This is a genomic window from Mesorhizobium sp. L48C026A00 (assembly GCF_000502375.1).
Taxonomy (GTDB): Bacteria; Pseudomonadota; Alphaproteobacteria; order Rhizobiales; family Rhizobiaceae; genus Mesorhizobium; species Mesorhizobium muleiense.
In genome coordinates this window covers 107,841-121,783 of record NZ_AYWU01000003.1, presented here as the reverse complement: position 1 = coordinate 121,783, position 13,943 = coordinate 107,841, and the positions used below count along the sequence as shown (strand labels likewise).

Here is a 13,943-nt window from a genome sequence, read left to right as displayed (position 1 = left end):
CCACTAGGCGGCTCACGCCGTGGATCTTGCGCTCTCGCAGGCATCGAGTGGGTTGGAAATGGCCGTGCCCTGGTTTGCCGACAATTGTGCGGCCATACCCATGGCGACAGCTTTCCAGCCATCATCCAGCGTCACCTCGACCGGGCCCTCGCCTCGCAGGGCGGCGCAGAACCGCTGATGCTGATAGAAAGTCGAGCCGTTGTGATCGCCGGCCGTCAACAATTGCGGGTCGACCGGGATCTCGACGGTGTACGGTCCCTGCGCAAAGCGTGGGCTGACGATCAACTGCGGCGTCGGCGCCGCGCCGAGATGGGCTGGCCAGAAGCGGCCGGGACCCGGCACCAGGCATTCGACTTTACCTCGCGCACCGACGGCGCTGATCTCCTCCTGATAGCGGCTGCCCTCTGCATACATGCACAGTTCCAGCATGGCGCGCGCGCCGCTGGCGAAATCGACCAGCACGTAGCCGCAATCCCAGATATCGGGTGTTTCGCCATCATAATTTTCGTCGAGATGGTTCACTTCCTGTCCGGCCGACGCCATGATTCTTACCGGTTCCGATTTCAGGATTAGCCGCATGAGATCGAAGAAATGGCAGCATTTTTCGACGAACGTGCCTCCCGATCGACGGTTGAAGCGGTTCCAGTGGGCCACCTTGTCCAGGAACGGGTAGCGATGTTCGCGGATTGTCAGCATCCGGATGCCGCCGGTGGCGTTCTGCGCCTGCTCGATGAATCGAGCGACCGGCGGCATATAGCGGTATTCCATCGCGACCCAGACTGGTGCGGTATAGGTCGCGGCGAACGCCTTCACCGCGGCTGCGTCGACCGGATCGGTGAAAAGCGGCTTCTCGACCAGGATGGGCAGCGCACGGATAGCAGCGACTTCCTTGAGCTGCGCGAAATGCACATAGTTCGGACTGGCGATGAGCAAGCAGTCGACGCGCGGATCGGCCGCCACCTCCGCGACCGAGCCGGCGATCGACGCTTGCGGGGCGAGGACTGCCGCGCGTGCGCGCATCATCGCGTCGGGCTCGAAGATCGCCGCGACCCCGACATCGGGCAGCAGCGCGATATTGCGAAGATGCTCCTGCCCCATCATGCCGCAGCCGATGATGCCGTAGGAAATGTGCTTCGCCATATCCGTTCCCTATCGCAGCCGCGCGACATAGCGCGCGACGCCATGATCAAACCAGGTCCTGGAAAACTCCGCGCTGGCGCCGTCCTGCATCCAGCCGGTACGCTCGATGAAGCCGGCGGCAGCGCCCGGCGCGAGGCCGAATTCTGGCAGCGCCCATCCCGGCACCTGGCCGACCCCGACGCGGTCCTCTGCACGCAAGATCCAGAAGCCGAGCGCCTTGCGGTAGTAGAGATAGAGCGAATCCGACAGTTCTTCGATAGCAACCGTCTCCACACGGGCACCGTCGAGCCAGATCTCCTCCAGCGCCGCCGGCTTGCCGCTGAGGCTCCGCAGCCGCCTTATTCTATGGGCCTCGCTGCTCGACCCGAACACCGGCAGGTCCATCGGTTTCGCCAGCCGATCGACTGACAGAACGCGCGCCGTCGGCAGCCCGCCTCCCTCCAGGAGTTCCAGCCGGAACATGGAATAGACACTGGCCACGTCAGGTTGCGAACGTACGTAGTTGCCGGAACCCTGGATGCGACTGAGCAAGCCCTTGCGCTCGAGATCGCCGAGCGCCTTGCGCAAAGTACCGACCGCTATTCCGAGCCCCGCAGCCATGTCGCGCTCCGGCGGAAGCTTTTCGCCCTCAATCATCCGCCCGGCCGCGATCTCGCGAATCAGCATTTCGCTGACCTGCTGATGCATCGGAAGCGCATAGGCGTTTCTGGACGTGGTCACATTGTCTCCAACGCAAAATTGATACACTATTGATCTACACAAACACGAATGATATGCAACAGGGAAATCCAGTCTCTGACAACGAGGAGTGCCGACATTGACGGTCGTTCCGGTGACGTCCGCAGATCTCGATGCTGCTGAAGTGTCGTGGTTTTCCGCTTTGTGCTCCGATGATTTCCGCTATCTCAGCGTACCGGATGGCGCGCTGCGGTCGAGTTGGGAGCACTGCTCCGATATCGTCAAGACAGCCGAAGGACTGGGCTTTCGCAATATCCTGTGCCCCTCGTCCTATCAGGTCGGCCAGGATACTCTGTCCTTCGTGGCGGGCTGCGCTCCGATAACCTCGACGATCAACCTTCTCGCGGCGGTGCGTTGCGGCGAAATGCAACCGATCATGCTGGCGCGCACGCTCGCAACGCTCGACCACATGCTGAAGGGCAGATTGACTGTAAACGTCATCTCTTCCGACTTTCCCGGCGAACTCGCCGACAGCCGCTTCCGCTATCAGCGTTCGCGCGAGGTCATCGACATCCTGCGTCAGGCCTGGACGCGCGATGAAATCAACCATCAGGGCGAGGTCTACCAATTCGGGAAAGTAACCGCCGACCCCGCAAAGCCCTACCAACAGAATGGCGGGCCGCTACTCTATTTCGGCGGCTATTCGCCCGACGCGCTCGAACTCTGCGGCGCACAGTGTGACGTGTATCTGATGTGGCCGGAGGCGAAGGACGTGTTGGCGCACCGCATGCGTGATGTTCACGAGCGTGCAGCCGCCCATGGCCGCACATTGGATTATGGCCTGCGCGTCCACGTGATTGTGCGCGACACCGAAGCCGAAGCCCGCGAATATGCCGAGGAACTGATTTCGAAACTCGATGACGAGCAGGGCAGCGTTATCCGCGGCCGCGCACTGGACGCGACATCCCTGGGCGTCGCGCACCAGGCAAAGAACCGCGCCGGCGCCGACGCACAAGGCTATGTCGAGCGGCATCTGTGGACCGGCGTTGGCCGCGCACGCTCCGGTTGCGGCGCCGCGATCGTCGGCTCGACCGATCAAGTCATGTGCGAGATCGAGGAATACCGGAAAATGGGCATCCGCGCCTTCATCTTCTCCGGCTATCCGCATCTCGACGAGGCCCTGTCCTTCGGCAAGCGCGTGCTGCCGAACATCAACACCTGCTCGCTGCCGCATGTCTATGGCCGGGTGCCGGAAATCACCCCGGCGACTCCGCTCGGAACCGGGGAGCGGCGATGATGATGCTGCGAAGTCGCGTCAACGAGATTGAAGCTTCCACCGCAGCCCTTGGCCAGGAGGGCGCCTGATGTACCACTTCCTCAACCCCGAGCAGCAACCGATGAAAAGCTTCGTGCCAGGCCCCGACCGCAAGCGCGAGTTCCGCGACGCGCTCGGCCGGTTTGCGACCGGTATCACCGTCGTCACCACGATGACGCCTGATGGTCCCGTCGGCATCACCGCGAACAGCTTTGCATCGGTGTCCCTCGACCCGCCGATCGTGCTCTGGTCGATCGGCCGGCATTCGAGGCGCTTTGCCGCCTTCGCTGGTTGCGAGCATTTCGCGGTTCATGTCTTGGGCGCGGAGCAGATCGAGCTGAGCCAGCGCTTCGCTCGCGCCGGTCAAGCCTTCGACGGCCTCCCGCACGACCTGAACGATGCCGGCGTGCCGCTGCTGGGTGACTGCCTGTCGCGGTTCGAATGCGTGCGGATCTCCGGGCATGAGGGCGGCGACCATTTGATCGTCGTTGCCCGCGTAACCGCCGCGACCTTGCGAGACGGCGAACCTCTGCTTTTCTTCGGCGGAGGTTACGGACGCTTCGAAGACGGTTCGAACGTGGCCACACCGATGTAGCGATGGCCTGGCCCGGACAGCGGTGTGAACCATACGTCTCAGGCGCGAACCGGGCCGGTCGACTGGCGTTGCACGATATGGCAGGCGAATTCGATACGGCGCGGCGGCAGGTCCCCGCCGAGATCGGCGAGCAGGAGGTCGAGCGACGCCGCGCCGATCTCGCGCATCGGGATATGCATCGTCGTGAGGGGCGGGTTTTGGAAAGCTGCCTGCGGAAGGTCATCCATGCCCATGACCGACACGTCGGCAGGCACCTCGTAACCCGACTTCCGGATCGCCATCATCGCGCCGATAGCGAGACTGTCGCCCGCGGCGAGCACGGCTGTGAAATCGAGGCCACGCGCCTCGATGCGCCGCGCAATCGCTTCCGCCGCAAGGTCCGGCAGCCAATCCGCCACCTCCACGGCCAGGTCGCCGGCCGCCAGGCCGCACTCTCGCAGTGCATCCTGCCAGCCCTCGAAGCGACGCTCGATCGTGCGCCGCCCGCGTCGCATCAGGAACAGGATGCGCCGGTGGCCGAGGTCGAGCAGGTGCTGCGTCGCGAGATGCGCCGCCGAGCGGTTGCATGGCGTCAGGCTCGAATGGTGCATCGCCGGGTCGTCGCCGTTTATGAGCACGATCGGCTTGCCGAAACCGCCGGTCAGCGTCAGCACCGCCTCGTCGTCAAGCGTCAGAAACAGGCAACCGACGACGCTCTTGTCTTGCCTGGCCTCATTGAGCAGCGCGATCTGCTCACCGGCGTCGGCGATCGAGCGCGACACCAGCTCGACACCGAGAGTTTTTGCGCGCTCGTTCAGTCCGTCGAGCACATAGAAGGTGAACTGGTTGCGGCCATAGTCGATCCTCGCAGCGTTGCTTGCGGCGAGGATCACCTTGCGGCCGGCGATCGACGTGGGGATCGTGTAGTTCAACTTCCTGGCGGTTTCGATGATCGTCGACCGAAGGTCGCCGCGCACGCCCTTGCCGCCAGCAAGCGCCCGCGACGCCGTGCTGACGGATACGCCACAGCGCGCGGCGACGTCTTCGAGCCGCACGCGCCGGCTGGGCGTGCCGCGCTTCCCGCTTTCGACCTTGACGACCATAGGCTGTTTCCTCACCAGGCTTTCATGCTGCAAAAAAATTTCAGATTGCGCAATAAAAATTCCTGTGGCACCCATTTGCCCGACCTCGCGCAAACTTGGGAGGAGTGGTGGCGTCGTCCATGAGAGATATGCGCTCAAAGCTCGACCTGCTCGTGCGCGGCATGACCGGCCTGCGCCATGACGGCCGTTTCGACGAGCCCAACCTCGACGGCACGGCCGGCGACTACATCAGCTTCGATTCCTGGGAATGGCCGCAGGGTGTAGGCCTCTACGGCCTCGTTTGCCTCTGGCGGCACAATCGCGACCCGAAACTCTTGAAGACAATCGAAGATTGGTACGAGCGCCATTTAAGGGCGGGCCTGCCGCCGATGAACATCAACACCACCGCTCCGATGATGGCGCTGGCATTGCTCTGGGGCGAGACACGCGACCAGCGCTGGGAAACGCCTCTCTGCCAATGGGCCGAAAGGCTGCTTCGCGACATGCCTCGCACGCCCGAGGGCGGGTTCCAGCACAATGTCTCAGACAAGATCAACGACGACGAATTGTGGGACGACACGTTGTTCATGGCCGGCCTGTTCCTCGCTTTCCACGGCCGCGCGGCCGGCCGGCAAGCTTGCATCGACGAGGCTGTTCGCCAGTTCCTCGTCCATGCGCGCTATCTCGCCGACCCGAAAACCGGCTTGTGGTTCCATGGCTGGACATTTGCCGGCCGACATAATTTTGCCGGCGCTCTCTGGGCCCGCGGCAACGCCTGGATCACGGTCGGCATCCTCGACCTGATCGAAAATGGTGGTGTCGGCAAGCCAGTCGAAGCCTATCTGCTCGGCGTGCTGGAAGCGCAGATCGAAGCGCTGCTGCGCCTGCAGGCGCCATCGGGAGCATGGCACACTTTGCTCGATGACCCGACCTCCTATGAGGAGATGTCGGCCACCGCCGGCATCGGCTATGGTCTCATGAAAGCTGCGCGCCTGGGCTTCGGGCCCAAGGCGTGCGGTCCAGCGGGCCGGCGCGCACTCGACGCGGTGCTGGCCAGCATCGACGAGAACGGCGTGCTCGGAAACGTTTCCTATGGCACCCGCATGGGCCATGATCTCCAGTTCTACCGCGACATCCCGATCCAGCCTACCGGCTACGGCCAGGCCCTGGCGATCCTCTGCCTCACCGAGGGGATGATCCATGCCGAAGCTGACGAGGCAGCGGCATGACGATGCGCGTTCTCTTCGGCGCCGGTCCGGGCGACATCGATGGCTACGGAACGGAGCGGCTGCGCGCCGAGTTTCTGGTGGAGCGGCTGTTCGAGCCCGGCCGTATCGCCTTCGCTTACACCCATGTCGACCGCATGATCGTCGGCGGCGCGTGCCCAACCGGAGAGCCGCTGAGTTTCGGCGATGGCGCGGACGTCGGCACGCCTCATCTGTTCACCGCGCGCGAGATGGGCATCGCCAATCTCGGCGGCGCAGGAACGGTGAGCGTCGACCAGCAGCGCTTCGCGCTCGCCAACCGCGATGTGCTCTATGTCGGGCGCGGCGCTAAGCAAGTGGCGCTCGAAAGCGACAGCGCCGCGCACCCCGCCTGGTTCTATATGAACTCGGTTCCGGCCGGCGCAGACATCAAGCATCGGCTGATCACGAAATCCGAGGCGAAGCCGCTCGAACTCGGCGAGGAGCGACGCGCCAACAAGCGCACATTGCGCATGTACATTCATCCGGAAGTCGCGCCTTCCTGTCTGTTGCTGATGGGCATCACGGATCTCGCTGCGGGCAGCGTCTGGAACACCATGCCCCCTCACCTGCATGAGCGGCGCATGGAAGCCTATCTCTATTTCGATCTCGCGGCGGAAGATCGGGTAATCCATCTGATGGGACGGCCGGACAATACCCGCCATCTGATCGTGGCCAATGGCGACTGTGTCATCTCGCCGGCCTGGTCGATCCATATGGGCAGCGGAACCGGCCCCTACGCCTTCGTCTGGGGTATGACCGGCGAGAACCAGGCCTATAACGACGTGTCGCCCGTGCCCGTTGAGACGCTGCGATGAACACCGTGGAACCGATCACGCACGATCTTACGCTGCGCCGGCCGCTCGCGCTCGGCGGCCCCGTGGTTTACTGGCTCGTCGGCACGACATCCGAGCAGCGCTACGATGTTGCGGATCAGCCGATGCAAGGGGAGATGGATCCCTTCTTCTTCCTGACCAAGCACAAGAATTTCATCCCGCACGAATATCCCTGCCGAACCGAGTTTGCCGCCGAACGCCGCGGGAAACGGCCCGAGCCGCAGGGCGTGTTCGAGCCGGACCGTGTTTGGCTTCCGTTCGGCTCGCCCCGTGTCGACCTGTCGGGCTTCTGGTTCCGCCCGACCGTGGTCGCCACCTGGGCAAGTACCGTGCTCGATGCAGGCTCGGACGGCCAGGCGCGGCTGCGGCTGCGCACCTGCGGCGGCGCCGTTTTGTTCGTCAACGGGATAGAGGCCGGCTGGATGGCGCCCTACGGGCGCAATCTCGAGGCTTCTCAGGATTTCGAGGTCGATCTCGTCGCCGGCGCCAACGAGATCAGCATCTGGTTCGACGATCTCGCCGAGCGTGACGCACGCTACTTCTTCCAACTCGACTATCTCCGGGGCCCAACTGCCGAACAGGTCTTGCCCACGACCGTCAAAGGCGACGTCGCGGCGGCCATGGAAGCCGCTCTCGACGCGATGCATTTCGAGCGTCCATTTTATTCCGGCGGCGAAGTGGCGCTGGTGACGGATGTCGCGCTGCCGGTTGCGGTGGATGTAGCTGTTGTGATCGAGGGCGACTTCATGTCGATCGAGGCGCCCGTGATCTTCCGCCGCCGCATCGAAGCGGGGGCAAGACGCATCACGATTGCCGCCACGGAAGACCTTCCCGCCGACTTCCGGCATTTTGCCGTATCGCTCTCATCTTCAGGCTTTGTTGCCCAGCGGGTCTTCGGCGTCGAGATCTGTCATGCGGTGCGTCAGGGCCGCGCTCCCGCCGTCCTTGCCGACAGGATCGGCGAAGCCCTGGAACAGGTCTCCAACTTCGCAGAGGCCGATACCGTGCGGGCGCTGGCGCGGCTGGCGACCGGCCGTGGCGGCGCCGAAACCGACGCCATCATTGCTGCTGCACTGCCGGCGATCGAGGATTGCCACGACTGCGCCGATTTCATCCTGGTTCCACTGCTCTGGTGCCGTCGTGCCTATGGCGACAGGATCGCGGTCGATCTCCGTCACCGCATTGACGAGGCGATCCTCAATTATCGCTATTGGATGGATGAGCCGGGCAACGACGTGCAGTGGTACTTTTCCGAAAACCACGCGCTTCTGTTTCACACCGCGGCTTATCTCGGCGGCCATCTCCTGCCCGATGCCCGCTTTGTCCGCTCGGGGCGCACCGGCGCGGAGCAGTCGACCGTGGGCCTTGCGCGCGTGCGCGCCTGGCTTGATCATTTCGAGGCATGGGAGATGGCGGAATTCAACTCCGCCCCTTATTTCCCGATCGATCTCAAAGGGTTGACGATCCTGTACGCGCTTGGGCCAGACGCCGATGTGCGCCGGCGCGCCGGGGCTGCGATCAACCGCCTGCTCGAGATCGTCGCCCGCTCGGCTCAGCAGGGCATGCTTACCGGCGCGCAGGGCCGCTCCTACGAACACACGCTGCGCGCCGCCCGTTCGCTGGAACTTTCCGGCATTGCACGCATGCTGTGGGGCAAAGGTTTCTACGGCATGCGCTTCCACGCCCTGCCGCAGCTTGCGCTCTGCCTGCGCGACCATGGGCTCCACGTCCCGCAAGAACTGACCGGTATCGCCTGCATGGCCGGCGACGACGCGCAGGAATGGTGCTTCGCGCAGGGCCAGAACCGGATCGCCAAGCTCTACCACTACAAGACCCGCGATTTCGCCATGGGAAGCGCAGCAGCCTATCGCTGGAACGAATGGGGTTATCAGGAAACGGTGCTGCACCTGCGCCTCGGCGGCAATCCCGACGCGCAGATATGGATCAACCATCCGGGCGAGACAATTCATTCGGGCTATGGCCGTCCGTCTTACTGGGGCGGCTCCGGATCTCTGCCGCGCGTGCATCAATACCGCGACCTGGCGGTTGTGTTGTTCAGCTGCGCTGCCGAGCAACCCGACTTTACCCATGCCTGGTTCCCACAGAGCGCGTTCGACGAAGCGAGGGTCAAGGAACATATAGCTTCGGCGCGCGGCGGCGATGGGCTCGCGATGCTGAAGGCCGACAGCGCCTTCGAGTTCGTCGGCCGCGGGCCGACGATTGGAAACGAGTTGCGCGTGCCGGGCCATCAAGCCGCGTGGATCATCCGTCTGGGCCGGCGCCGGCAATACGGGTCGTTGGAGGAATTCGAGGCGCAGTTTTCTCAGCTCGCGCTCGGCCACGGAAAAAGCGGCCTTCTGCATGTCAATGACCCGGAATATGGCGACGTGCTGTTCCATCCGGATGGCCGCATTGAGACTGAAGACCGTGTCATCGATCCGGCCGACTGGCAGGTCAGCGGCGAAGCCACGTTCTTCACAGCCGACGCCATCGCAACCAGGTGAGGATCGGATCAAAAGGAGCCCGACAAGCAGCTCGGACAGCGACAATCAAGCGGTGAAGACCGCAAAAGCGGAGGAGTGAACCATGAGAATGAATTCGATAATCCTGGGCCTTTCGGCGGGCCTTCTGTCGTCGACCGCGTTCGCAGGCGACGTTCGCGTGATGTGGTACTCGGACGGCGTCGAGGGCGAGGTTGTACAGGACCTGCTCAACCGCTTCATGAAAGACAATCCGGACATCAACGTCATTCTCGACAATGTCGCCTACAAGGTTGTTCAGGAGCAGCTTCCGGTCGAACTCGAGGCAGGACGGGGCCCTGATATCGCCCGCGTCACCAACATCAAGGAACTCGCCGATCATTGGCTCGACCTGACGCCTGTGGTTGCCGATCCAGCATACTGGCAGACGAATTTCGGCGACCAGTTCGACTGGATGCGCCCTGACGGTTCCAAGGTCATTCCAGGCTTCATGACCCAGATCACGCTGACCGGCGGCTTCGTCAACAAGACGCTTTTCGAACAGGCCGGCGTGCCGATCCCGGCCGACACCGCAACCTGGGACGAATGGGTCGATGCCGCCGGCAAGGTGCAGCAGAGCCAGCAACTCAACGCAGCCTTTGCCATCGACCGCAGCGGCCATCGTATCTCGGCGGCGAACATCTCTTATGGCGCCAACTACATCGGCGGTGATCGACTGCCGGCGCCGATTGACGCCGGCACGAAAGCCTTCGCCGAAAAGCTGGTCAATTGGGTTGCCGACGGCCGCATGAACAAGGAGATCTGGGTGTCGGCGTCGGGCACCACCTATCGCGCCGGGGCCGACGACTTCATCAATGGGCAGATTGCCTACTATTATTCGGGCAGTTGGCAGGTCGCCAACCTGGCCAGCAAGATCGGCAAGAACTTCGACTGGGTGGCGACGGGCTCGCCGTGCGGCACCGCCGCCTGCACCGGCATGCCGGGCGGCGCCGCGCTGGTCGCCGTCAAATACACGAAGAACGCCGCTGAAGTCGGCAAGGTGATGGACTTCCTGGGCCGCGAGGACATCATGCGCGAATTCACCGAGCGCACCCTGTTCCTGCCCGCACACAAGGGCGTTCTGGCCGGCAAGATCGATTACAAGACCGACGACGAGAACGTCAAGGCGTCGCTCGACGCCTTCCTGAAGGCATCGGGCAAGATCGCGCCGAATGCCGCCGCGCTGCCGGCATGGAAATGGGGAACTCCGGTTTATGGCGCGCTGGTGACCCGCATCAGTCAGGTCATGGCCGGCGAGCTGAAGCTCGACGAGGCTTTCGTCCGCATCGACGAGGACATCAAGGCACAGGTGGCCGAGGCATCGAAGTAGCGTCGCGGCAGTGTCATGGCAGACGTCCGAAACGGCATAGCAACCCGCGCCGGCGCCATCATCCTGGCGCCGGTCGGCTGGCTTGCGAATGTCTTCGATGCGCCACTGCGCATGTTGCAACGGCGCACCGGCAGCAATGGCATGGCCGTGTTCTTCCTGGCGCCGAACATGCTGGTGTTCGGCATTTTCGTGCTGTTTCCGCTGGTCATCAACATCCTCTATTCGATGACCGGTGGCGGGGCGCTGTTCCTCGGCGACCGCACCTTCGTCGGCGCCGAGCAGTATGGGCGGCTGTTCAGTTGTGGCAGCTATCTCGATCCGAAGAGCTGCACCGAGGACCTGTTCTGGATCGCGGTTTGGAACACCCTGGCCTTCGTCGTGCTGCAAGTGGCGATGATGGTCGCCGTAGCGCTTGTCACCGCACTCGTGCTCAACCGTGAGTTGCGTGCGCGCAGTTTCTGGCGCGCCGTGTTCTTCTTCCCTGTGCTTTTGTCGCCGGTCGTGGTCGGTCTCATCTGGCGCTGGATTCTGCAGCGGCAGGGACTGCTCAACCTGATGGTGTTCGAGGCGGGCGGGACCCCGGTCAACTGGCTGGTGGAACGCAACTGGGCCTTCATGGCGACGATCATGGTGTCGGTCTGGGCTCATGTCGGCTTCTATGCGCTGATCCTTCTCGCTGGCCTTCAGGCCATTCCGAAAGACCTCTATGAGGCCGCCGAGATGGACGGCACGCAGCCCTTGCGCGTCTTCTGGCGCATAACGCTGCCCTTGCTGGCACCCAACCTCCTGGTCGTGCTGGTGCTGACACTCATCCGCGCCGTGCAGATATTCGACGAGGTCTATGTGCTGACCGGCGGCGGTCCCGGGACCAGCACGCTGTTCCTCACGCAGTACATCTACGAGGTCGGCTTCGCCTCGATGCTGCGCAATCCGGGGCTCGCCTCCGCGGCCTCGATCCTCATGGGAGCGGTGCTGGTCGTGCTGACCTTGATCCAGCTGGGCATCGCAAGGCGCAACGAGCAGCGGGGCAAAATGCGATGAGCAGGGTTGCGGAATTTCTGTTCCGCCGGCGCGGCGGCGCCGGCTGGCACTGGACCGACGTTTTCACCTGGTTCTGGCTGATCGGCGGGCTGCTTGTCATGTTCGGCCCGGCGCTCTGGCTGGTCAACTCGTCGTTCAAGACGCCTGCGGCGCTGGCCGAGTTCCCGCCGACTGTTTTGCCCTATGTCACCGCCGAAGCGATCGTGGAAGGCTATGAGGAGCCGCTGCAGCTCTTTGAAGTGCGCAATGACGACGGCAGCGTGCGCCTGCTCGCCGAAGTGCGCCGCCTCGGCACCGTCGCGCAGATGGTCGATCCCGCCAACCCGGGCGAGATTATACGCGTCAACATCCGGAACCGTACGCCCAAGCGCAGCATCGCCTTCGCGCTGGACAATTATGTCCAGCCTTTCCTCGCCTTTGACTTCTTCCTCTATCTGCGCAACTCGGTCTTCGTCACCGTGGTCGCCACCCTGATTACGCTCCTGACCAATTCGATGGCTGCATTCGCACTGTCGAAGTACAATTTTCGGGGACGCTCCGCTGTGATGATGCTCATCGTCGCGACGCTGATGGTGCCGCTCTCCGTCATCCTGGTGCCGCTCTATTCGGTGATCTCGGCAATGGGACTGTTCAATTCGCTATGGGGCGTGATCCTGCCCACAGTGGCGACGCCCACGGGCGTCTTCATGCTGCGCCAGTACATGCTGACGATCCCCGACGAGCTGATCGATGCAGCGCGCATGGACAAGGCGTCGGAATGGCAGATCTACTGGCGCATCATCCTGCCGCTGACCGCCCCGGCGCTGGCGGTGCTGGCGATCTTTTCCGTCGTCTGGCGCTGGAACGACTTCCTCTGGCCACTGATCGTCCTGTCGCGCAAGGAGGTCTATACGCTGCAGGTTGGTCTCAACACCTATGCCGGCCAACTCAATGTGCAATGGCATTACATCCTGGCCATGACCGTCGTCACCATGATCCCGGTCGTGCTGGTGTTCATATTCCTTCAGCGCTTCATCACCACCGGCATTGCCGGCTCCGGTCTGAAATAGAGGCTACCATGAGCCAGATCACACTTACCGGCGTATCGAGGGCTTTCGGCAAGGTCGGCGTGCTGCACGACATAAATCTCGACATCCTTGACGGCGAGCTGATCGTCTTCGTCGGCCCCTCCGGCTGCGGCAAGTCCACGCTGCTGCGGCTCATCGCCGGGCTTGACCGGCCGACAGGCGGCGTCATCGCGATCGACGGCAAGGACGTGACCACCGTTCCGGCCGCCGACAGGGGATTGGCGATGGTGTTCCAATCCTACGCGCTGTACCCGCACATGAGCGTGCGCCAGAACCTGGCCTTCGGACTGGAGAACGCCCGTATGGCGCGTGCCGAAATCGATGCGCGGATCGCCGAAGCCGCGCGGATGCTGGAAATCGCGCCGTATCTCGACCGGCGCCCCGGCCAGCTCTCCGGCGGCCAGCGCCAGCGCGTCGCGATCGGCCGCGCCATCGTGCGCAATCCAACCGCTTTCCTGCTTGACGAGCCGCTGTCCAATCTTGACGCCGAGTTGCGCATCTCGACACGCGCCGAACTGGCCGCCCTGCACGAGCGGCTGTCGGCGACGATGGTCTATGTCACGCACGACCAGATCGAGGCGATGACGCTTGCCGACCGCATCGTCGTGCTGCGCGCCGGCCGCATCGAGCAGATTGGCACGCCGCTCGAGCTATACAACCATCCGGCCAATCTGTTCGTCGCCGGTTTCATCGGCGCACCGCGTATGAACCTTTTGCCGGTAAAGGTGGCACCCGGGGGCACTGGCCGGTCAAGCCTCACGTTGGACGGTTCAGCTGGATTCGAGATCGACGGGAACGTCAGCGCGGCCAATGGCGACGTGACGCTCGGGCTGCGGCCACACCACATCAGCCTCGCCGATGCCGGCAAGGGAGACGTTGCGGCCCGCGTCGCGCTGGTGGAAGCCCTCGGCTCCGAGACAATCGTCCATACCAAGACAAGCGGCGGCCAGACCATGCTAGCGGTTGTCGTCGGACAATGCCCGGTGGCTTCAGGCGACACCGTGGATCTGAAGTTCGATACCAGCCATCTGCATCTTTTCGATGACACCGGCCTGCGCATCGCTGTGAGTTAGAAGTCGGTTAACCCGTCTGGGGCGTCATCATCTGCATGCCCCGC

12 protein-coding genes are annotated in these 13,943 nt (G+C 63.4%); 9 read left to right on the top strand and 3 right to left on the bottom strand.

Annotated features, from left to right (window positions below):
• Positions 1-12 precede the first annotated feature (12 nt).
• Together X738_RS50120 and X738_RS50115 are read right to left on the bottom strand one after the other, a co-directional pair.
• Complete coding sequence (locus X738_RS50120) at positions 13-1,140, bottom strand: Gfo/Idh/MocA family protein (protein WP_023797648.1); 1,128 nt, start codon at positions 1,138-1,140, stop codon at positions 13-15.
• Between the two features lie 9 nt (positions 1,141-1,149).
• Positions 1,150-1,827 carry a GntR family transcriptional regulator gene (locus X738_RS50115; RefSeq protein WP_031254346.1) on the bottom strand — a complete coding sequence of 226 codons (678 nt, stop codon included), beginning with the start codon at positions 1,825-1,827 and terminating at the stop codon, positions 1,150-1,152.
• A gap of 130 nt (positions 1,828-1,957) precedes the next feature.
• Here X738_RS50115 and X738_RS50110 point away from each other — a divergent pair, with 130 nt between their 5' ends.
• A complete protein-coding gene (locus X738_RS50110) occupies positions 1,958-3,115 on the top strand; it encodes an LLM class flavin-dependent oxidoreductase (protein WP_023797646.1) in 1,158 nt (385 codons plus the stop codon).
• Between the two features lie 67 nt (positions 3,116-3,182).
• On the top strand, positions 3,183-3,728 hold the full coding sequence (locus X738_RS50105; RefSeq protein ID WP_023797645.1) for a flavin reductase family protein: 546 nt from the start codon (positions 3,183-3,185) through the stop codon (positions 3,726-3,728).
• 38 nt (positions 3,729-3,766) lie between these two features.
• Here the strand turns inward: X738_RS50105 and X738_RS50100 are convergent, their stop codons facing one another.
• Positions 3,767-4,810 (bottom strand): LacI family DNA-binding transcriptional regulator, encoded by a 1,044-nt coding sequence (locus X738_RS50100; protein ID WP_023797644.1) that lies wholly within the window; start codon positions 4,808-4,810, stop codon positions 3,767-3,769.
• A gap of 119 nt (positions 4,811-4,929) precedes the next feature.
• On the opposite strand from X738_RS50100, the gene bglB reads away from it, so the two are divergent.
• From bglB to X738_RS50065, 7 genes are all read left to right on the top strand, one after another.
• Complete coding sequence (gene bglB, locus X738_RS50095; RefSeq protein ID WP_031254343.1) at positions 4,930-6,018, top strand: beta-galactosidase BglB; 1,089 nt, start codon at positions 4,930-4,932, stop codon at positions 6,016-6,018.
• Positions 6,015-6,851 carry a 5-dehydro-4-deoxy-D-glucuronate isomerase gene (gene kduI / locus X738_RS50090; protein WP_023797642.1) on the top strand — a complete coding sequence of 279 codons (837 nt, stop codon included), beginning with the start codon at positions 6,015-6,017 and terminating at the stop codon, positions 6,849-6,851. Before bglB ends, kduI begins: the two co-directional genes overlap by 4 nt.
• Positions 6,848-9,373 carry a hypothetical protein gene (locus tag X738_RS50085; RefSeq protein WP_023797641.1) on the top strand — a complete coding sequence of 842 codons (2,526 nt, stop codon included), beginning with the start codon at positions 6,848-6,850 and terminating at the stop codon, positions 9,371-9,373. The genes kduI and X738_RS50085 overlap by 4 nt, the downstream gene beginning before the upstream one ends.
• Before the next feature lie 82 nt (positions 9,374-9,455).
• On the top strand, positions 9,456-10,718 hold the full coding sequence (locus X738_RS50080) for an ABC transporter substrate-binding protein (RefSeq protein ID WP_031254340.1): 1,263 nt from the start codon (positions 9,456-9,458) through the stop codon (positions 10,716-10,718).
• A 15-nt stretch (positions 10,719-10,733) separates the two neighbouring features.
• A complete protein-coding gene (locus X738_RS50075) occupies positions 10,734-11,759 on the top strand; it encodes a carbohydrate ABC transporter permease (protein WP_023797639.1) in 1,026 nt (341 codons plus the stop codon).
• Positions 11,756-12,808 carry a carbohydrate ABC transporter permease gene (locus X738_RS50070; RefSeq protein WP_023797638.1) on the top strand — a complete coding sequence of 351 codons (1,053 nt, stop codon included), beginning with the start codon at positions 11,756-11,758 and terminating at the stop codon, positions 12,806-12,808. The genes X738_RS50075 and X738_RS50070 overlap by 4 nt, the downstream gene beginning before the upstream one ends.
• A gap of 8 nt (positions 12,809-12,816) precedes the next feature.
• Entirely contained in the window at positions 12,817-13,899 is a 1,083-nt protein-coding gene (locus X738_RS50065) for an ABC transporter ATP-binding protein (protein ID WP_023797637.1), read from the top strand.
• Positions 13,900-13,943: the final 44 nt, after the last annotated feature.